Origin of the sequence: Microbacterium sp. F2E, assembly GCF_020905435.1 — a bacterium.
Classification (GTDB): domain Bacteria; phylum Actinomycetota; class Actinomycetes; order Actinomycetales; family Microbacteriaceae; genus Microbacterium; species Microbacterium lacticum.
The window spans coordinates 1-19784 of the sequence record NZ_JAJJIB010000002.1; the positions used below are offsets into that span (position 1 = coordinate 1).

The window sequence follows — 19784 nt, forward strand, 5'->3', positions numbered from 1 at the left end:
CCGACCACCGATCCGTGCAAGCGCTCGAGAGGGACCTCCGAGAGTGGGTCAAGGCATGGAACGAGAACCCGAAGCCCTTCATCTGGACCAAGACCGCAGACCAGATACTCGAATCCCTCGGACGACTATTGCAACGAATTAACGGCGGAGGACACTAGCTAGGGCTTTCAGAACGGCGGGAGCGCGCAGAGTCAACGGCGCGCAAGAGCCTGAGCGTCCCCTCGAGTTTGGCGAAAGTGTCGTCGGGGAGGGGGTCAGGGGAGAAGTGCATCAGGCTATTGCGGACGTCCGCAATGAGTGTCACGAGTGAGCGCAGTCGCTCCCGAGTGATTCCGACCCAGCCGAGCTTCTCCCAGTTCAGGTCATCATCGAAAAGATACGGATACGCACCGAGGGTCAATCGCCCGATCGTCTTGCAGTTGGCTGGTGAGCGCTCCACGTCTGCGTCGGTCAGCCGTAGCCTTACCGCGCGGCGCATCCGCATTTCGATTTCCTCGATCATCACGAGAGGTCGCCGATCACGCCCGAACTCGGCGGTGAGATCCGCGATGGTCACGATCCCACCGATTTCGTTGGCTTCGCCGCGTACGAAAACGTAGCCGCTCGACTCGATCTGAGCCACGACATCCAGCACATTCGCATAAGGCGCCACCGTCGGTGGAGACGTGGTCATGGCATCGCCGACCGTTGTCGGCTTGCCATGCATGTGGGCGATGGCGATTGATTCCCACGTAATAACGCCGACGAGCCCGCCCGCCTCGACAACTGCGAGTTGCGAGTAGTTGCCCTCGAGCATCGCCGTGCGTGCATCCGCGATGAGATCGTCTCGCGAAACGGACACAGGTGCGCGTCGAGCGGATGGAATCTGAAGCACGCGGTAGCCGACGGCGGGCTCAGCCTCATTTTCCTCTGTGAGAAACGTGCCAGCGTCGAGCTGGTCGTGCTGACCGCGGCGCGCGATGGGCGTGACGACGATCTGCTCATCCATGTCGGCCTCGGTGACTGCGGGCACAGAGGTCAGCCCCGTCTTGTGCAGCAGCTCATCGATCTGAGCCACTGTCTGGGCCGTCCGGCGGTCCACACCTGCAAGATCGAGGAGCTCGCGAACGGTCATGGGTGTTGGTTTGTCCGGGGGGAGCTCCTCGATGCTTGCCGGCAGCGGCCCACCGTCGCGAGACGGTCCAGGGTCGGCCCTTCCGTCGCGGACTTTCATCAGACGCTCGGCTGCCCCGAATCGAGCCAGCTCGCACACCGTGAGGAGTGAGCCTAGCGATGCGCGCAGGTCATGTCTCAAGGTCGCTCGATCGACGTCCGAACGCTGCCATGCGACCGACCTAAAGTGCTCGCCGTGCTCGTGTTCATCGAATCCGTAATCCGACCGCACAGTTCCGATTGCCAGTGCGCCATCGGACTTCAACGGCATGACGACGATGTCACCCACTTGCATCTCATTGACGAACCTGTCCAACTGTCCCGTCCAGTTGCCGATGAGGTAGTTCGAGGCGCTGGGGTGCACAGCGGTCAGGGCTTCTCTAATCTGTTCGCGAGAGAGATTAGTCAGGTCTCCGACTTCGGACCATCCGATCAAAGCTCGGCCAGCGCTCAAAGCAGCTTGTTCGCGCTGCCCCTTGCGTCCACCGCGTACCATCCATGCCCGCATCTCGCCATTGTGGGTGAGTACGCTCGCGGGCCGCAACCGTCAGTCGCGGCCCCCACATTGCGGGAGGCACGATAGCCGATGTAGCCACCCCAGGTATCCCGACGCATGTCAGTGCCCGAGGCTCGCGTTCACGATGACGAACCCGACGGGGGAGGCACAGCGGCGCCGATCTGCCAGCCGGCGGACATGAGCCCCCGTCCGACATCATCACGAGGAAGAGCGATGTCAACGCGAGCGCCGCGAAGCCGAGGATGCCGGCGATCATGAGGATCCCGGAGACGATCACGTCAGCGATGCGGCCGCCGGACCAAAATGCTCCCGGGACGGGTGGCTGAGCTGCGGACGAGAATGACGCGGGCGGCGTTGTCGATATGCCGGAAGTACGGGCATTGGGAACGTGCCTGCCACCGGAGCGCATCGTCGCCCGCGCCGAGGCATCCCATCACGTTGTGCGACGATCAATCCGTGGGGGAAACGATCGTGTTGCTGGCCAATGACTTGCAGCAGGAAGAGCTCGAGCGGGCCGGCTGGCACGTCAGCGCGCGGTCCTTCGGAGCCCAGCTCGACGTGGACCGCATCGATTCTGAGGGCCTTGCCCGACTCGTTACTCGCGCAGGGCCAGCTATCCGTGAGCTCCGCGCCGACGACGTCAATGCCATCCTCACGCTCGATGCCGCGACGAGCGGCGACTACCCCGGCGGCGTGGCGACCCGACACGACCCCCTCACACCACACAGCGCGGCCGACCTTCCCGACGCTTTCGACATCAGCCCCGTCCCCGCTCCGGGACCCGACGCCGTCGCCCCGCCTCTGTTTCGCGGCATCTACGGCATGCCCATGTTCGTGACGATCCCGACGGCCGATCTCGCGGCATCCATCGACTTCTGGACCTGCGGCCTCGGCTTCTTCGAGCTGTTCGGCATTCCGGGTCAGATGACGCACCTGCGCCGGTGGGCGTTCCAGGACGTCCTGCTCGTCGCGGGCGCGCCGGCCGACACCGCCCCGGCTGCGAGCGTGAGCTTCGCCTGCGTGCTCGACCAGATCGATCCGATCGCCGAGGCCCTGCGCGCCCTCGGCGTCGACGCCCACCTGCGCGACACGATGTGGAACACCCGCGACATCGAGGTCATCACCCCCGAAAACACCCGCGTGATCTTCACGGCGGGCAAGGTGTTCGACCCCGACAGCGTCGAGGGCCGCACCCTCCGTGCGGTCGGCATCGGCACCGACGACAATGAGTCCCATGTCTGACGACGGACTGCCGGTGGGCGAGACGGCCGCGCGCCTGGGTCTCACCGTGCGGACGCTCCACCACTGGGACGAGATCGGCCTCGCGAGTCCCGCGGAACGCTCGCGGGCCGGCTACCGGCTCTACACGGATGCCGATGTCGAACGCCTCCGGCGCATCGTCGTGTACCGCGAGCTCGGGCTCGACCTCGACGCGATCCGGGCCATCCTCGATGAGCCGGCGGGCGGTGTCGCCGACCAGCTGCGGGTGCAGCGCGCTCAGCTCGCGCAGCGCATCACCCAGCTGCACGACCTCGACGACGATCTCGCCCGCATGATCGAGGCGCAGGAGCGCGGCATCCTGCTCTCCGACGACGAGCAGCGCGAGATCTTCGGCCCCGACTGGAACACCGACTGGCCCGCCCAGGCGCGCGACGCCTACGGGCAGTCGGCGCAGTGGCAGCAGTACGCCGAGCGTGCGGCGGCGCGCTCGGCCGGCGACTGGGCGACGGTGACCGAGGCGATGGTCGCGTTCGAGGCGGAGCTCGGTGCCGCGGTCGACGACGGAGCGACATCCGGGGATGCCGTGTCGAACAGCCTCGTCGAGCGACACCGCACCCTGTTGTCGCAGTTCTTCCCGATCACCCGGCAGATGCAGGTGTGCCTCGGGCGGATGTACGTCGCCGACCCGCGGTTCTCGGCGCACTACGACGCCGTGCGGCCGGGGCTTGCCGTATGGCTGAGCCGGGCCATCGATGAGAGCGCGCGCGCCGCGGGCATCGACCCCGATACCGCCACCTGGGAGTAGCGTGCCGGGTGGCTGCGGTGCGCCGAATCGCGGCGCCGGCACCGCGCCCGCGAGCCTTGTTCGCGACATAGACCGAGTGCTCGACCACGCTCCGGTAGACCTCACGAGACGACACCGGTGAGGCGGCGACCCATCCGATGACGACCCCGGCGGCGTCCTCGGCAATGAGCCGCCCCAGGGCGAGTTTCCCCGAGTCGAAGGCCGTCCACGTCGGCGGCTCCGCCTCGAACGTCGCGTTGCCGGTGGCGATGCCTTCTCGGTAGATGGATTCCACCGCCGTCCAGTCGGTGGCGGTCATCGCGCGGATGAGAACGCCGCTCATGGGCGCAGCGTGCGGGAGGCCTGTTCGAGGGCGTCGGTGACAACGCGGTAGTAGGCCCACCGGCCGCGTTGTTCGCGGGTGGCGAGGCCCGCGTCGACGAGCAGTTTCATGTGATGGGAGACGGTCGGCTGGGATAGCCCGACGGGCTCGGTGAGGTCGCAGATGCATGCTTCACCATCGCCGGATGCGGCGATCAGCGAGAGAAGTCGCACCCGTGTGGGGTCGCCTAGAGCCTTGAACGTGCGCGCGATCCGCTCGGCCTCGTCGGGCGTCAGCACCCCGCCGGTGACCGGCGAGCAGCACGCCGCCGCGTCGGTCGGGAGGAGGGGAAGCGTCGTGGGCATGGAACGATTCTGGCACGTCACATTGACATTCGTTGATGCATCGAGGATTCTCGATCCATCGAGTTCTGTCGATGCGTGAGGAGTGAATGTAATGGAGAGCGCGTTGCCCGTGGTTGTGATCGGTGCCGGCCCGCAGGGGCTCGCAGCCGCCGCCCACCTGGTCGAGCGAGACGTGCCGGTCGTTGTGCTGGAGGCTGGAACCGGCCCGGCGTCGGCAGTTGCCGAGTGGGGTCATGTGCGCCTGTTCTCGGAGTGGCCGGAGCTGATCGACGCGGCGGGTGCGCGGATTCTCGAGCCCACCGGCTGGGCCGCTCCGACGACGGGGTATCCCACGGGCGCGCAGTGGATCAGCGGCTATCTCGCGCCGCTTGCCACCGAGCTGGGCGAGCGCGTGCGGTACGACGCTCGGGTCGTGGGGGTGTCCCGCCTGGGCCGTGACCGTCTCGTTGATGCCGGCCGCGGCGATCAGCCGTTCACCGTGCACGTGCAGCAGAGCGATGGGGAGGAGTACCGGTTGCAGGCGCGCGCTGTGATCGATGCCTCCGGTACGTGGTCCTCACCCAACCCCGCGGGCGCGGATGGTCTGCCCGCACTGGGCGAGCGGGCCGCCGCGAAGTTGCTGTCGTACCGCATCCCCGACTTCCGCGACCGGGAAGGCTTCGAGGGGAAGCACACGGTCGTCATCGGCTCCGGGCATTCGGCAGTGACCGCGGTCCTCGCGCTGGCGCGCATGGCGCGCCGTGACCCGGACACGACGGTTACGTGGGCGCTGCGCCGCGCCACCGCCGGTAACGCCTTCGGCGGCGGCGAGGCTGACGAGCTGCCGGCACGTGGGGCGCTGGGGATCAAGGCGAAGGAGTTCGTCGATGCCGGCCTGGTGTCGCTCGTGACGGGGTTCCGTGTCGAGCGCGTCACCACGGACGGGGACCGGCCGGTCCTGGTGGCAGAAGACGGCCGCACGCTCACCGGCGATCGCGTCGTCGTGCTCACCGGGTTCCGTCCCGACCTGTCGTTCCTGTCGGAGCTGCGGTTGGAGCTGGACCCCACGTTGCAGGCCCCTGTGCGTATCGCTGCGGAGGTCGACCCGAACGTGCATTCCTGTGGTTCGGTCGCGGCGACCGGCGCTGCCGACCTCGCCCAGCCGAAGCCTGACTTCTACCTCGTGGGCGCAAAGTCCTACGGGCGGGCACCGACCTTCCTCGCCCTCACCGGGTACGAACAAGTGCGTAGCGTCGTCGCGGAGCTCGCGGGCGACCACGATGCCGCCCGCCGGGTGGAGCTGGTGCTCCCCGACACGGGCGTCTGCGGCGGCGCCGGCCTGTTCGACGCTTCCGGTGCATCCCTCGGCGGCGCGTGCTGTGCCCCGCCGGCTCAGGTGCTCCAGATCGGGCGCGCCCCGGCCACCGTCTGACAAGACGCACGAGAGGGGGCGAGTCGCATCAGCGATCCGCCCCCTTGCTCGGTGCTCAGCGTGCGAGGAGGGTGGTCTGAATCTTCTCGGATACGGCTTCGCGCAGCGGCCGCACGGCCTCGGCGTCCCAGGTCTCCGGGTTGGGGAAGGACCACTCCAGGACCTCACCGCGGGGCGTGGACGGCAGGGCGAGGCCGGGCTTCATCAGAATCACGACGTCCGCCTGATCGAGGTCGTCCGCGGTCACGGCACGGGGCACCCGGTCGGTGATGTCCATGCCTAGCTCAGCGACCGTGGCGGCCACGGCGGGGTTGACTCGGCCGGCGGGCGACAGTCCCGCCGACGTTGCGGTGAACCGGTCGCCGGCCAAGTGCTCCAGGAGCGCGGCGCCGAGCTGGGAGCGGCCGGCGTTGTGCTGGCAGATGAACAGGACGGTCGGAGTGGTGTCAGTCACGGGTTCTCTTTCTGGGAGGGGTTAGGTGGCGGCGAGCCGGGGCGCGAGTTCCGTGATGCGGCGCTCCAGCTCGTCGTAAGCGGTGTCGAAGGCGTCATCGGTGCCGACGCGCACCGGGTCAGGGATTGACCAGTGCAGATGCGCGTTCACACCGAGTTCTTCGTGCGCGTTGTCGCACACGGTGACCACGAAGTCCGAACCGGTCAGCACCGTCTCCAAAGCCCGAGGCGACTCGTCGGAAAGGTCGAGCGCGTGACGATCCGCCGTCGCGATCGCGCCGGGGTCGATCCGGTCTGCGGGGTGAGTGCCGCCGGACGCGGCAGGGATGCTGCTGCGGGTCGACCACAACGCTGCGGCCAACTGCGATCTGGCCGAGTTCGCCGTGCACACGAACACCACCCGGCTCGCCCGCTCGACTCGACCGGGAGTGAGGCCCTGCAACGCGGTATCGATCAGGTGGACGTAGCTGCGTCGCTTGTCCGCTTCCGACCGCGACCGGGCCACCATGCCCGCCGCCTCCAAGACGTTCAGGTGGTGAGCAACGAGGTTTCCCGGCATGCCCAGAGCCGTCCGAATCTCCGACGGCGACAGGTCACCCAGCGTCAGGAGGTCCACGATCCGCAGGCGCGACGGGTCGCTCAACGCCGCGTGCCGAGCTGCGCGTGCCTCCAACGTGTCCATTCGTTCGATGTTCATTGATTCAATGTTGACTGATCTATCCGGTTCGGGTCAAGATGAGCCGACATGAAAACCACCACTCGCTCCTACCCGGCCGTGACGCGGCCGCACGTGCTGCGCCGTGCCGCTGCCGAGTTCGTCGGGACGGGGCTGCTCGTCACCGTCGTGGTCGGGTCGGGGATCGCCGCGCAGCGTCTCTCCCCAAATGATGTGGGGTTGCAGCTTCTCGAGAACAGCCTGACCACGGCGCTCGGCCTGACGGTGCTGATCCTCATGCTCGGCCCGGTGTCGGGGGCACACTTCAACCCCGTGGTGTCGCTGGCCGACTGGTTGCTTGGCCGTCGCGCGGGGACCGGCCTGCCGCCGCGCGATCTCGCCCCGTACCTCGCCGCGCAGATTCTCGGCGGCATCGCCGGCACCCTCCTGGCAGGAGTGATGTTCGACACCGCGCCCGCGCTCTCCGGCAACGACCGTGCGACCGGCGGGCACCTGGTCGGGGAAGTGGTCGCCACCGCCGGGCTCGTGTTGCTGATCTTCGCGCTCGCCCGCACCGGGAAAGGCTCAGTGACCGCGGCAGCGGTCGGTGCCTACATCGGCGCCGCGTACTGGTTCACCAGCTCCACATCGTTCGCCAACCCCGCCGTGACCATCGCCCGCATGTTCACCGACACGTTCGCCGGCATCGCCCCCGCATCGGTGGTCCCGTTCATCCTTGCCCAGCTCGTCGGCGCGGCCCTTGGGCTCGCGCTGCTGCTCGTTTTCTACCCGACCGCCGCGCGCACCGCGGGCGACGTCGTGGTGCCCACGCAACCCGAAACCACGTCCTGAAAGGCACCCCCATGCACCTCGTAGCGATCGGCGGAAGCGACGCCGGCATCTCCACCGCCCTGCGCGCCCGCGAACTCGACCCCTCCGTCGACGTCACCGTCGTGGTCGCGGACGCCTACCCGAACTTCTCCATCTGCGGCATCCCCTACTACTTCTCCCGCGAAGTGCAGCCCTGGCAGTCCCTCGCCCACCGCACGCACGCCGACCTCGAAGCAACCGGCATGAACCTGCGCCTAAACACTCTCGCCACCAGCATCAACGTCGACGGCCGCACGCTCACCGTCCGCGACGCCGCCGGCACCGAATCGACGATCGCGTACGACGAGCTCATGGTCGGCACCGGAGCATCCCCGTCAACCGCCGGGATCGCTGGCCTCGACCAGCTCGGCCCCGATGACGGTGTCCACCTGCTGCACTCGATGGGCGACACCTTCGCCCTCGAGCGCTACCTCGACGAGCACCAGCCCGAAACCGCGATCATCGTCGGCGCCGGCTACGTCGGCCTCGAAATGGCCGAAGCCCTCACCGTCCGCGGCCTGCACGTCACCCAGCTCCAACGCGGCCCCGAAGTGCTCTCCACCCTCGACCCCGAACTGGGCTCCCTCGTCCGTGAGGAACTCACCCGCCACGGCGTCGACGTGCTTACCGGAACCCGCGTCGAAGCTGTCACCCGCGACGCGGGCCGCCTCACAGTGACCGGCATCCGCGACGGTGACACTTTCTCCCGCAGCGCCGACCTCGTGCTCGTGGTCGTGGGCGTGCGCCCCAACACCAGCCTGCTCACCGCCGCGGGCGCGGCCACGGGCGCCGGTGGTGCGGTCGTCGTCGACGAGCACATGCGCACCGGCCTGCCGAACGTGTGGGCCGCCGGAGACGGCGTGGTCACCCACCACCGCCTGCTCGGCGTCACCTACCTGCCCCTCGGCACCACGTCCCACAAGCAGGGCCGCGTCGCCGGAGAAAACGCCATCGGCGGCAACGCCCGCTTCGCCGGCAGCCTCGGCACACAGGTCGTGAAGGTCTTCGACGTCGTAGCCGCCCGCACCGGCCTCCGCGACCACGAAGCCGCCGCCGCCGACTACGCCCCCCACAGCTACACCGCCATCGCTGACGACCACAAGCGCTACTACCCCGGAGCCACCCCCATCAGCATCCGCATCACCGGAGACACCCGCGACGGCCGCCTCCTCGGTGCACAACTCGTCGGCACCCGCGGCGCCGAAATCTCCAAGCGTGTCGACACTTACGCCACCGCCCTGCACCACGGCATGACGGTGGCCGGAATGAGCGACCTCGACCTCTCCTACACGCCCCCGCTCGGCTCCCCATGGGATGCCGTGCAGATGGCAACCCAGGCATGGGAGCGCGATGCGCGCTCGTTGACGGCCGCGATCTAGCCGCTACGACCCCTTCGCCGTACACGACGAGGGCCTGCACGTATGCGCGTGAAGGCCCTGCGGTCCGGTCAGACGCGCTGGCTGAAGTAGTGCCCCATAAGGTGGTGTAGCCCGCGGTGGCCGGCCTCGTCGTGGACGTGGGCGCGGTCACCGTGTGATCCTTCGAGGAAACTCTCACATCCCACTCGAAAGGCATCATCACGATGACCGCACCTCATATTGTCGACCCTGCTGGCCTGCTCGGCGAAGCCCTCGCCGATTCGTCTCCGGATCTGATGCGCGGGCGACGGCGCGCAGTTCGACGGCGCCGTCGCCGACGCCGTGATCGCGGCGTTCTCCGGCACCGGAAAGCCCTACGTCCACACCGGGGGGCTCTGGATCCACGGACCCTCCGACGACCTCACCGAAGACACCCCCTTCAACCCGCCCGCGCTCGTCGCGTGGCGCGAGGGCGTGGAATCCCGCCTCGAAGCCGCCGACCTGGAGCTGTCGATCGTCGAGCCCGGCATGGTCTACGGGCATGCGGCGGGCATCCCGGCATCCCTCGCCGATGCGCCGAAGGATGCCGAGGGCCGTCTCACCGTCGTCGGACTCGGCACCCAGCACTGGCCGACCGTGCATGTCGACGACGTCGCCGACCTCTACGCCTTGATCGTCGAGAGCCCGTCGCCGGCCAGCCGCGTCCTGGCGCTCAGCGGGCAGAACCCGACGGTCGCCGAGCTCGGCGAGGCCTTCGCCGGCGGCCCGGTCGCGCCGGAGGGGGTGGATGCCTCGCGCGCCCGCCTGGGCGCGGCATATGCCGACGCGCTCATGCTCGACCAGCAGGGCAGCGGCGCGAAGGCCCGCTCGATCGGTTGGGCGCCCTCGCGCCCGTCGCTTCTCGAGGAGATCCGGTCGGGGCAGTACGCCGCCACGGCCGCCGACTGACCCGGTTCCACCGGCGCCGCCCCGGGGCTACGCCCGGAAGGATCCTCGACGGAGAGGCACGGCATGAGAACCCTGCGCTACGCGATCGGCGTCAGCCTCGACGGTTGCGTGCACCACGAGGCGGGCGTCGCACCCGACGAAGAGCTGATGCGCTTCTGGACCGATGAGATCGCCCGCGCCGACGCGCAGATCTACGGTCGCGTTACCTACGAGATGATGCAGGGCGCCTGGCACCGGCCCGACGACGGCGTCTGGCCGGAGTGGACGGATGCCTGGGAGGTGCCGTTCGCGGAGACCCTCGACGCGGCGAAGAAGCACGTCATGTCGAGCACGCTCCCGTGCGTCGACTGGAATGCCGAGCTCGTCCGCGGCGACGTCGTCGAGGCGGTGCGCGCGCTCAAGGCCGAGCCGGGCGGTGCGCTCTCCGTCGGCGGGGTGACGTCGCCGACCGCGCTCGCGAACGCGGGCCTCATCGATGAGTACCTCTTCGCCGTCCATCCGTTGGTCGCCGGCCACGGCCCACGGTTGCTCGACGGCCTGCACGAGCGCCTCCACCTCGACCTCGTCGAGCGCCGCGAGTTCGGCTCGGGCGCCGTCGCAACTGACGCGCGACGAAGGCATCCGCGACGACGCGTCGGTCGAGAAGCTCGCCGGCCTCCGCGCGCTGTTCGCCGCCGACGGCACGGTGACCGCCGGCAACTCGTCGTCGATCAACGATCGGGCACTCGCTCGGGGTCTCGGGCGGCCGCATCACCGGCCACGCCGCGCACGAGCTCGCCCGCCGCGGCGGGGGCGTCGCCGTCGCCGCGATCTGCATCGGCGGCGGGCAGGGCCTCGCCGTCGTCCTCGAATGCTGAGCCCGGGCACGGGCCTTGCGACCCGCGCCCGTAGCCGGGAGCGTCCGCGCGTCAGGCCGGCGCGAGCCAGACGGTCGTCTCGCCCGGCACGAAGCTCGCGGCGTCGGAATCCGGGCCGGATGCCGCGTCGCCGCGCGCGCTCGTCGCGACGACCTGCCCCGACGCTGCTGACAGCTGATACGGCTCGACGCCGAAGTTCGTGATGACCTGCCACCCGTTGGGGCGGGCGAAATGCAGCACATCGTCTCGTCCCGTCTCGATCCATTCCAGCTGTTCGCCGGTCTGCAGCTCGTGACGCAGGGCCAGTGCGCGCCGGTACATCGACAGGGTCGAGTCGGGGTCGGCCTCTTCGACGGCGACCGCGTGCTCGGCGAACCACGCCGGCTGCGGCAGGTGAGCGCCGTTCTCGCCGAAACCGAACGACGAGCCGTGCGCCGTCCAGGGGAGCGGGACGCGGCATCCATCCCGCCCGTACTGCTCCCGGTTCGTGCGGAAGAACGTCGGATCCTGACGCTCGTCTGGCGCGATCTCGGCGACCTCGTGGAGCCCGAGCTCTTCGCCCTGATACAGGTAGGCCGATCCCGGCAGCCCGAGCAGGAACAGCGACGCCGCTCGCGCCCGACGCTCGCCGCCCTCGCGGTCGAGAGCGGCTTCGTCGGCGCCCGACTCGAGCCAGCCGCCGCCGTGGCGGCGCGGCACCGCCCCTTCTTCGTCGGCGGACGGCAGGGTGCGCAGCCCGTAGCGGGTCGCGTGCCGGAACACGTCGTGGTTCGAGAGCACCCACGTCGACGACGACCCCGATCGGGCGGCGAGGGCGATGTTGTGCGTCACGATGTCGCGGAACTGCGCCGCGTCGAAGTCGGCGACGAGCAGGTCGAAGTTGAACGACTGCCCGAGGCTCTCGGGGCTCGCGTACTTCGGTACGCGGTCGGAGGCGACCCACGCTTCGGCGACGGCCGTACGCGGCGGGTCGTACGAATCGAACACCTCGCGCCACTGCGCGTACACCTCGTGCACGTCGTCGCGGTCGAGGAGCGGGTGGTTGCCGTCGACCGGGATCGCGGCGAGCTCGGCCGCCGAGGGCAGCGGCTCGGTGAGGTCTTTCGTCAGCATGTGCGCGACGTCGATGCGGAACCCGTCGACCCCGCGGTCCGACCAGAAGCGCAGCGTGCGCACGAAATCGTCGCGCACGTCGGGGTTCGACCAATTCAGGTCGGGCTGCTCGATCGCGAAGCTGTGCAGGTACCACTGTCCGTCGTCGACGCGCTGCCAGGCGCTGCCTCCGAACGCCGCGGTCCAGTCGGTCGGCGGCTCGGATCCGTCCGGCCCCGTGCCCTCGCGGAAGATGTACCGCTCGCGTGCCGCCGAGCCGCGCCCCGCCGCGAGCGCCTCCTGGAACCAGACGTGCCGGTCGGACGTGTGGTTCGGCACGATGTCGATGACGACCCTGATGCCGCGCCCGTGGAGGGCCGCGAGCGTCGCGTCGAAGTCCTCGAGTGTGCCGAGCCGCGGGTCGACGTCGCGGTAGTCGGCGACGTCGTAGCCGCCGTCGGCGAGCTCCGACGGATAGAACGGGCTGAGCCACACCGCGTCGATGCCGAGCTCGGCGAGGTAGTCGACGCGCGAGAGGATGCCGCGGATGTCGCCGAGGCCGTCACCGGAGGCATCCGCGAAGCTGCGCGGATAGATCTGGTACACAGCCGCCTGGCGCCACCAGGGCGCGTCGGTGGGGGCGGAGTCGTCGTGGACGACTGCGGCGGGGAGGGTCACGCGGGTCCTTTCGGAGGATCGGGCAGGCAGGTGATGGATGCCGGATGGGCGCTCAGCCCTTGACGGCACCCTGCGTGACGCCCTCCATCACCCAGCGCTGTGTGAACAGGTAGGCGACGATGGCGGGCGCCATCGCCATGAGGTACGAGGCGAACGACACGTTGTAGTTGTTGCTGAACTGCGTCTGGAAGAGGTTCTGCCGCACGGGCAGGGTCTGCAGCGCCGGGTCGGAGATGATGAGCGAGGGCATCATGAAGTCGTTCCAGGCGTAGAGGAACGCGAAGATCCCCACCGTCGCGCTCATCGGCGCGAGAAGCGGGAAGATCAGCCGCCAGAACGTCTGCCACGTCGTCGCGCCGTCGATGCGCGCGCTCTCTTCGAGCTCGATCGGGATCGAGCGCAGGAACGCGGTGAACAGCAGCACGCTGAAGCTCAGCTGGAACATCGTGGCGAGGATGACGACGCCCGCAGGGTTGTCCAGACCCACCCGACCCGTCAGCTGGATCTGCGGGAGGGCGACGACGGGGAACGGGATGAACATCGCCGCGAGCAGGTAGAAGAACGAGTAGCGGAACAGGCGCCTGTCCCAGTTGCGGACGATCGCGTAGGACGCAAAGGCGGCGAGGATGATCGTGGCGCAAACCGTTCCGGCGGTCACGACGAGCGAGATGGCCGCGCCGACGGGGAACTTCGTGAGATTCCACGCCTGTACGAACCCGTCGATCGAGAAGGGTGCGGGCAGCGAGAATGCGTTGCCGTCGACTGCCTGACCGGTGGTCTTGAAGGCCATCGAGATCGTGACGTACAGCGGCAGCAGCACCGTGACGGCGCAGAGCATCAGAATGATCGTCGTCGACCAGTTGACGCGTTCGAGCATCGGCGAACGGCCGCCGCGGGTTCTCCTCGTCCCCGTGCGCGGCTCGGTCGCTTCGGCGGCCTCGAAGGCGAGAGCGGGCTGTGTCGTGGACATCAGAACTGGTTCCTTCCCCGCGTGAGCGAGAGCTGGAGGACGGAGATGATGATGGCGACGATGAAGAAGATGGTCGCGTTGGCCATCTGGTAGGCGTAGTCGCCGCCGTTGAAGCCCGCGATGATCGTCATCGCGACGCTGCGGGTGGCGGTGCCAGGCCCACCGTTAGTCAGCCCGACGATGATGTCGTACGCGTTGAGAAAGCCCTTGAAGCCGAGGATCACGTTGATGACGACGTACCCGGCGACGAGGGGCAGGGTGATGCGCAGCAGCTGCTGCCGCTTGCTGGCGCCGTCGAGATCGGCGGCTTCGTACACGTCGGCGGGCACCGAGAGGAGTCCCGCGATGTAGATGAGGAGCGTGCCGGGGATCGCCTGCCACGCCGTCACGATGACGATGGCGACCCAGGCGAAGTCGGGGTTCGCGAGGATGCTCGTCTGGAGCCACGGGATGCCGAGCGCCGTGCCGGCGGCGGGCAGCGAGTTGGAGAAGAGGAAGTTGAAGACGTAGGCGATGATGATGCCCGAGATCACCATCGGGATGACGAAGATCGTGCGCAGGCCCGTCTTGAACCGGATGCGCGAGGTGAGCCCGACCGCCAGCAGGAAAGCGCAGACGTTCACGACGATCACCGTCGCGATGGAGAATCCGAGGGTGAACAGATAGCTCTGCAGGATCGCGGGATCACTGAACAGGGCGATGTAGTTCGTCAGCCCGATGAAGTGCCAGTCGCCGATGCCGATCGAATCGGTGAAGCTGAAGAAGATGCCGATGACGCCCGGCACCGTGATCGCCAGCGTGAACAGCACGAGGCTCGGCAGCAGGAAGAGGTAGTAGATCGGCTCGACACGACGGGTGCTGCGGCGCGCTCGCCGGTCGTTCCGGGTGACGGTCGTGCTGGTCGTGGCCATCACTGACCCTCCTTGTCGGTGCTGGCGGGCTGGCGGAACGCGAGTCGCGCCCAGTCCTGATCCATGGTGCGCAGGACGGATGCCGGGGACTGCCCGAACACCATCGCCTGCGCGTAGTTGAAGACCGGGATGGTCTTCGGCACGAGCACCGACGGCCCCTGGTAGACCGCGCCGGAGCTGTAGTAGGGGATCATCCCGGCGATGCGCGGATCGCTCGGTTCGGGGCCATCCTCGACCGGGCTGAAGCCCAGCTGCGACTCGTTGTAGGTCTGCACGCGGTCGGGCTCGAAGAGGTACTCGAGGAAGTCGCGGGCCGCCTCTTTGTGCCCCGATCCCTCCGGGATCATCGCCGCGAGGTCCATGTTCACGCGGACCTTCAGGTCGCTCGGGTCGTCGGTCATCGGCAGCGGGAACGTGCCGAGATCGAGGTCGGGCGACGTCTTCGCGATCTCGCTGAAGGCCCACGGCCCCTGCAGGTACATCGCCGCCTGTCCCTTGGCGAAGGCCAGGTTGCCGTCGCCGTACCCGCGGCTCGAGGCATCCTTGTTCACGTATGTCGACGTCAGCTGCAGCATCTTGTCCATCGGGGCGGCGAAGTCCTTCTCGAACGAGACTTCCGAGTCGGGCCCGACGTCGGCGCCCTCGGCCTTCAGCCGGTCGAAGAAGTCGAGCACGTCGAGCGAGCCGCCGACCGAGTAGTCGTACCAGCCCTGGCCGATCGTCCAGTCGTCCTTGAATGTCGCGTAGAACGGGGTCACGCCGGCGGTCTGCAGCACGTCGCAGACGTGCAGCAGCTCGCTCCACGTCGTCGGCACCTCGAGGCCGTTCTCGGCGAAGATCTGCTTGTTGTAGATCACCGAGGCGGCCATGACCGAATAGGGCAGCGCACTCGTCCGCCCCGCGCAGGAGCCGTACTGATCGAGGAGCGGCTGCAGGTCGTCGCGGCTGTGCCGTGCGGCATCCGTGCCCGCCAGGTCGCTCAGGGCGCACCGCTCGACGAACCGTGCGACCTCGTAGTTGTAGTTCGCGAGCATGATGTCGGGCGGGTTGCCGCGCACGAAGCTCGCCGACACGACGTCGACGCCCGAGGTGTCCATGACGACCTGGACCTTGTCTTGCGACGCGTTGTAGTCGGCGACGACCTTGTTCATGAAGTCGATCGCCTCGCGTTTGCTGAACGTGAAGCGGATCGTCTCACGCCCGTCGGCGGAGCAGCCGCTCAGGGCGGTTGCGGCCAGCGTCGCCGCCGCGACGACCGCGACCAGCCGCCGCAGCGCTCGGGTTGTCACAGACACCTTCGTCCTCCGTTCGCGTCGGCATCACCGCCAACGTCGATGAGTAGATTTACTCGCCAAATCAATTGGATGCAGGCAGTATTGCAGCAGCTTCATCGAAAGGTCAAGAGCCCGTGTCTGACTTCTCGCCCGCCCCGACGGGCGCGCCCGCGATCGCGGCTGCGCCTGCGGTTCGCTCCCCCAGCCAGGAGGCCGCGTGGGAGTACGCGTGGACGGTGCGCGAGTTCACGGCGAGCGATGCGATGGCGGCCACCGGCATGACCCGATCGACGGTCATCGACGCGCTCGAGAACCTCGTCGGCACCGGCCTGCTGCGCGAACTGCCGAACGCACGTGACGCCGGCGTCTACCGCAAGGGGCGCCCCGCGCGGCGGTTCGAGCTGCGAGACGACGCGGCGCTGCTGGTCGGGGTGGATGCCGGTCGCACGCACATCACCGTCGTCGTCGCCGATCTGCGCTCGCAGCCGCTCGCGACCCATCGCGTGGTCGCAGACGGAACGAGCGAGGACGTCGCTCAGCGCCGCCGCGTGCTCGCCGGAGCCGTCGACGAGGCACTCGTCCTCGCCGGTCGCACACGCGATGAGGTGGGAGCCCTGTGCGTCGGGGTGCCCGCGCCGGTGGATGCGGCGGGGCGCTCGCCGAGGCATCCTGAGGGCTTCTGGGACCTCATGAATCCCGACCTCATGTCGCTGTTCGACTGGGCCGTGCTGCGACGGGTCGACAACGACGCGTCGCTCGCGGCGGTCGCCGAAGGGGCCGCCGGGGCGGCGGCCGGACGCCGTGACTACATCGCGCTGCTCGCCGGCGACCGACTCGGGGCGGGGGTCGTGCTCGACGGGCGCTTGCTGCGCGGCGCGCACGGCGGAGTCGGCGAGATGATCGCCTTCGACCACGTCGAGGGGGTGGGCTCGGCGCACGGCCTCGGCCAGATCGCGGCCCAATGGGCGGCCGAGGCCGTCGCGGCGGGTGAGGTCGACCCCGCCAGCCCCCTCGCGCTGGCGCCCGAGATCGACGGGCGTGTGGTGCTCGAACTGGCCGCGGCCGGCGATCCCGACGCGCGTCGCATCACTGCGCGGGTGAGCCGCGTGCTCGCGCTGATCGTGAGCGTGCTGGGGAGCATCTTCGACCCGAGCCTCGTCGTGGTCTCGGGAGCGGTGGCGGCGGGCGTCGATGAGGTCGCCGACGCGGCGCGCCGGTCCCTGCCGACCGACCTGCACCTGCCCGCGCCCGAACTGGTGGTTTCGACGCTCGGCGCCGACGTCGTGGTCATCGGCGCGGTGGCCGCCGCAGCGGACCTCGCCCGCGAGTGCCTTCTCGAGCGCTGGTCCGCCTGACGCGCCCGCGCGTCAGGCGCGTGCGCGGCTCTCGACCGGCGGGCGCCAGACCAGGAAGGTCGACAGCGCAGCTGCGAAAGGGGAGGATGCGAGAGGGAGCGCACGCTCACGACTCGACGAAGAGGAGACTCGCGCATGAAAAAGCTCATCAACTCGCCCGACACGGTGGTCGCCGATGCCCTGCGCGGCGTTGCGGCCGCCCATCCCGAACTGACCGTCGATCACGAGAACCGCCTCGTCATCTCGAACGCCCCGCGCGAGAACCGGGTGGCGCTCATCTCGGGCGGCGGCTCCGGCCACGAGCCGCTGCACAGCGGATTCGTCGGCGCGGGCATGCTTGACGCGGCGTGCGCGGGCGAGATCTTCACCTCGCCGACTCCCGACCAGATGCTGGCCGCGGCGCAGGCCGTGGACTCCGGAGCCGGCGTGCTCTTCATCGTGAAGAACTACACCGGCGACGTGCTGAACTTCGAGATGGCGGCCGAGCTCGCCGGCGACGAGAACATCCAGACGGCCTCGGTCGTCGTCGCCGACGACGTCGCCGTGCAGGATTCGACATATACCGCCGGACGCCGCGGCGTCGGCACCACCGTGATCGTCGAGAAGATCGCCGGCGCGGCCGCCGCCGAGGGCAAGAGCCTCGCCGAGGTCGCCGCCATCGCCGAGAAGGTGTCGTCGGCCGGCCGGTCGATGGGCGTCGCACTGACCAGCTGCACGGTGCCCGCCGTCGGGCATCCGAGCTTCGACCTGCCCGATGACGAGATGGAGGTCGGCGTCGGCATCCACGGCGAGCCCGGCCGCAAGCGCGTGCCCCTCGAGGACGCCAAGGGCATCGCCCACGACATCGTGACGGCCATCACCGACGACCTCGACTTCACGGGGGCCCCGGTGATCGCGCTGCTGAGCGGCCTCGGCGGCACGCCCCTCATCGAGCTGTACGTCGTCTACGCCGACATCGCCGCGGCGCTCGCCGAGCGCGGCATCGAGGTCGCGCGCGTGCTCGTCGGCGACTACATCACGAGCCTCGACATGGCCGGCTGCTCGCTCACCCTCGTGAGAGCCGACGACGAGATGCTGCGGCTGTGGGATGCCCCGGTGAACACGACCGCGCTGCGCTGGGGGGTCTGACGTGGCCGACACCACCGTCGTCACCTCCGCCCAGGTGGAGGCGTGGCTGCGCGCCGCCGCGGGCGAGCTGAACGCACACGCCGACGAGCTGACCGCGCTCGACTCGGCGATCGGCGACGCCGACCACGGCACGAACATGGCGCGCGGCTTCGCGGCCGTCGTCGACAAGCTCGACGCCGCGGGCGATGACAGCCCCGGCATCCAGCCTCTGCTGAAGTCGGTCGGCATGACCCTGATCTCCAAGGTCGGCGGTGCGAGCGGATCGCTGTACGGCACGCTCTTCCTCAACATGGGAAAGGCGGCACCCGACGCCGCTGAGATCGGGGTGGCCGACTTCGCCTCGGTCGTCGCGGCCGGGGTCGCGGGCGTGGTCGGCCGCGGACACGCCGCTGTCGGCGACAAGACGATGATCGACGCGCTCGAGCCGGCGGTGTCGGCCCTGACAGAGGCCGCGGCCTCGGGTGCCTCGGCAGCAGACGCCGTACGGGCCGCCGCCGAGGCCGCCGCGATCGGCCGCGACTCGACGGTGCCGCTCGTCGCCCGAAAGGGGCGTGCGTCGTACCTCGGAGAACGCAGCGCCGGGCATCTCGACCCGGGCGCGGCGTCGGCGACGATCCTGGTGCAGACGCTCGCCGACACCCTGGGCGACGCTGGCGGGTCGCAGGCAGGCGACGGAGGCGCTGCATGATCGGGTTCGTCGTCGTCTCGCACAGCGAACCGCTCGCGCAGGCTGCCGTCGATCTCGCGATGCAGATGATCCACGGCGAGGCGCCACCGGTCCGCGTCGCCGCCGGCGCCGATGGCGGGTTCGGGACGGATGCCGCCGCGATCGCCGCCGCCATCGACGATCTGGCCGACACCGACGGGGTGCTGATCCTCACCGACCTCGGATCGGCGGTGCTGAGTTCGGAACTCGCGCTCGAGCTGCGCGAGAGCACGCAGCCCGTCGTGATCAGCGGCGGTCCGTTCGTCGAAGGCGCGACCGCCAGCATCGTGCGCGCCGCGACCGGCGGCACGCTCGCCGACGTCGCCGCCGAGGCGGCGGGGGCCCTCGCCGCCAAGCAGCCGCACGGGGCTGCCGCCGAGGGCGACGGGGGTGGCGCCGAGGGCGACGAGGGGGCGCCCGCGGCGGCAGAGGCGTCTGCGCCCGGCGCGGAGGCGGTCGAGCGGGAGGTCACCGTCGTCAACCCCGTCGGGCTGCACTCGCGCCCGGCATCCCTCATCGTCAAGGCGGCGACGGGGTTCGACGCCGTGCCGACGATCACGGATGTGACCACGGGGAAAGGCCCCGCGCGCGCCGACAGCATGATCGCGCTGCTCGCGCTCGGGGCCACGCAGGGTCACGTGCTGCGGGTGCGCGCCGAGGGGCCCGACGCCTCGGCCGCCGTCGACGCGATCGCCGACCTCGTCGAGGACGGCTTCGGCGAGGGCGAGTGACCCGCGCCGTCGAGGTGTCGTCTTCT

The 19784-nt window shown here is 69.3% G+C and carries 19 protein-coding genes and 2 pseudogenes; 13 read left to right on the forward strand and 8 right to left on the reverse strand.

Annotated elements, in window-relative coordinates:
* Positions 1–154: 154 nt before the first annotated feature.
* Positions 155–1660, reverse strand: a complete 1506-nt coding sequence (locus tag LOK55_RS02140; RefSeq protein ID WP_229934053.1) for a CBS domain-containing protein — start codon at positions 1658–1660, stop codon at positions 155–157.
* A gap of 765 nt (positions 1661–2425) precedes the next feature.
* Between LOK55_RS02140 and LOK55_RS02145 the strand changes: the two genes are divergently transcribed.
* Positions 2426–2911: a VOC family protein gene (locus LOK55_RS02145; protein ID WP_229934218.1), complete on the forward strand. Its 486-nt coding sequence runs from the start codon at positions 2426–2428 to the stop codon at positions 2909–2911.
* Positions 2904–3695 (forward strand): MerR family transcriptional regulator, encoded by a 792-nt coding sequence (locus tag LOK55_RS02150; RefSeq protein WP_229934054.1) that lies wholly within the window; start codon positions 2904–2906, stop codon positions 3693–3695. The genes LOK55_RS02145 and LOK55_RS02150 overlap by 8 nt, the downstream gene beginning before the upstream one ends.
* A 318-nt stretch (positions 3696–4013) precedes the next feature.
* Here LOK55_RS02150 and LOK55_RS02160 read toward each other — a convergent pair whose 3' ends face one another.
* A complete protein-coding gene (locus tag LOK55_RS02160; protein WP_229934055.1) occupies positions 4014–4361 on the reverse strand; it encodes a helix-turn-helix transcriptional regulator in 348 nt (115 codons plus the stop codon).
* 91 nt (positions 4362–4452) lie between these two features.
* Between LOK55_RS02160 and LOK55_RS02165 the strand changes: the two genes are divergently transcribed.
* Positions 4453–5772: an FAD-dependent oxidoreductase gene (locus LOK55_RS02165; RefSeq protein WP_229934056.1), complete on the forward strand. Its 1320-nt coding sequence runs from the start codon at positions 4453–4455 to the stop codon at positions 5770–5772.
* A 55-nt stretch (positions 5773–5827) separates the two neighbouring features.
* Here the strand turns inward: LOK55_RS02165 and LOK55_RS02170 are convergent, their stop codons facing one another.
* Complete coding sequence (locus LOK55_RS02170) at positions 5828–6226, reverse strand: low molecular weight phosphatase family protein (protein ID WP_229934057.1); 399 nt, start codon at positions 6224–6226, stop codon at positions 5828–5830.
* 21 nt (positions 6227–6247) lie between these two features.
* The gene (locus LOK55_RS02175; RefSeq protein WP_229934058.1) at positions 6248–6922 is read right to left on the reverse strand and encodes a helix-turn-helix domain-containing protein; all 675 of its coding nucleotides are present in this window, start codon (positions 6920–6922) and stop codon (positions 6248–6250) included.
* A 48-nt stretch (positions 6923–6970) separates the two neighbouring features.
* Here LOK55_RS02175 and LOK55_RS02180 point away from each other — a divergent pair, with 48 nt between their 5' ends.
* The 6 genes and pseudogenes from LOK55_RS02180 to LOK55_RS14380 all read left to right on the forward strand — a co-directional run bounded on the left by LOK55_RS02180 (position 6971) and on the right by LOK55_RS14380 (position 10913).
* A complete protein-coding gene (locus tag LOK55_RS02180) occupies positions 6971–7732 on the forward strand; it encodes an MIP/aquaporin family protein (protein WP_229934059.1) in 762 nt (253 codons plus the stop codon).
* 11 nt (positions 7733–7743) lie between these two features.
* Positions 7744–9129: an FAD-dependent oxidoreductase gene (locus tag LOK55_RS02185; protein WP_229934060.1), complete on the forward strand. Its 1386-nt coding sequence runs from the start codon at positions 7744–7746 to the stop codon at positions 9127–9129.
* A gap of 321 nt (positions 9130–9450) precedes the next feature.
* Positions 9451–10056: a hypothetical protein gene (locus tag LOK55_RS02190; protein WP_229934061.1), complete on the forward strand. Its 606-nt coding sequence runs from the start codon at positions 9451–9453 to the stop codon at positions 10054–10056.
* A 63-nt stretch (positions 10057–10119) separates the two neighbouring features.
* Positions 10120–10656 (forward strand): annotated as a pseudogene (locus LOK55_RS02195) (dihydrofolate reductase family protein); the annotation flags it as partial.
* A 19-nt stretch (positions 10657–10675) separates the two neighbouring features.
* Positions 10676–10720, forward strand: a pseudogene (locus tag LOK55_RS14375) (hypothetical protein); the annotation flags it as partial.
* A gap of 85 nt (positions 10721–10805) precedes the next feature.
* Positions 10806–10913, forward strand: coding sequence for a hypothetical protein (locus LOK55_RS14380; RefSeq protein WP_374107608.1), 108 nt, complete (start codon positions 10806–10808; stop codon positions 10911–10913).
* Positions 10914–10964: 51 nt separating this feature from the next.
* On the opposite strand, the gene LOK55_RS02205 is transcribed toward LOK55_RS14380, so the two are convergent.
* The 4 genes from LOK55_RS02205 to LOK55_RS02220 are packed head-to-tail and all read right to left on the reverse strand — an operon-like array spanning position 10965 to position 15853.
* Entirely contained in the window at positions 10965–12683 is a 1719-nt protein-coding gene (locus LOK55_RS02205; protein WP_229934062.1) for a glycoside hydrolase family 13 protein, read from the reverse strand.
* 52 nt (positions 12684–12735) lie between these two features.
* A complete protein-coding gene (locus LOK55_RS02210) occupies positions 12736–13653 on the reverse strand; it encodes a carbohydrate ABC transporter permease (protein ID WP_374107603.1) in 918 nt (305 codons plus the stop codon).
* Entirely contained in the window at positions 13653–14564 is a 912-nt protein-coding gene (locus LOK55_RS02215; protein WP_229934063.1) for a carbohydrate ABC transporter permease, read from the reverse strand. The genes LOK55_RS02210 and LOK55_RS02215 overlap by 1 nt, the downstream gene beginning before the upstream one ends.
* A complete protein-coding gene (locus LOK55_RS02220) occupies positions 14564–15853 on the reverse strand; it encodes an ABC transporter substrate-binding protein (protein ID WP_374107609.1) in 1290 nt (429 codons plus the stop codon). The genes LOK55_RS02215 and LOK55_RS02220 overlap by 1 nt, the downstream gene beginning before the upstream one ends.
* Before the next feature lie 119 nt (positions 15854–15972).
* Here LOK55_RS02220 and LOK55_RS02225 point away from each other — a divergent pair, with 119 nt between their 5' ends.
* The 4 genes from LOK55_RS02225 to LOK55_RS02240 all read left to right on the forward strand — a co-directional run bounded on the left by LOK55_RS02225 (position 15973) and on the right by LOK55_RS02240 (position 19758).
* Positions 15973–17193: an ROK family protein gene (locus LOK55_RS02225; protein WP_229934064.1), complete on the forward strand. Its 1221-nt coding sequence runs from the start codon at positions 15973–15975 to the stop codon at positions 17191–17193.
* Between the two features lie 135 nt (positions 17194–17328).
* Positions 17329–18321 (forward strand): dihydroxyacetone kinase subunit DhaK, encoded by a 993-nt coding sequence (gene dhaK / locus LOK55_RS02230; RefSeq protein WP_229934065.1) that lies wholly within the window; start codon positions 17329–17331, stop codon positions 18319–18321.
* Position 18322: 1 nt separating this feature from the next.
* Entirely contained in the window at positions 18323–19009 is a 687-nt protein-coding gene (gene dhaL, locus LOK55_RS02235; RefSeq protein ID WP_229934066.1) for a dihydroxyacetone kinase subunit DhaL, read from the forward strand.
* On the forward strand, positions 19006–19758 hold the full coding sequence (locus LOK55_RS02240) for an HPr family phosphocarrier protein (RefSeq protein WP_229934067.1): 753 nt from the start codon (positions 19006–19008) through the stop codon (positions 19756–19758). Before dhaL ends, LOK55_RS02240 begins: the two co-directional genes overlap by 4 nt.
* Positions 19759–19784: the final 26 nt, after the last annotated feature.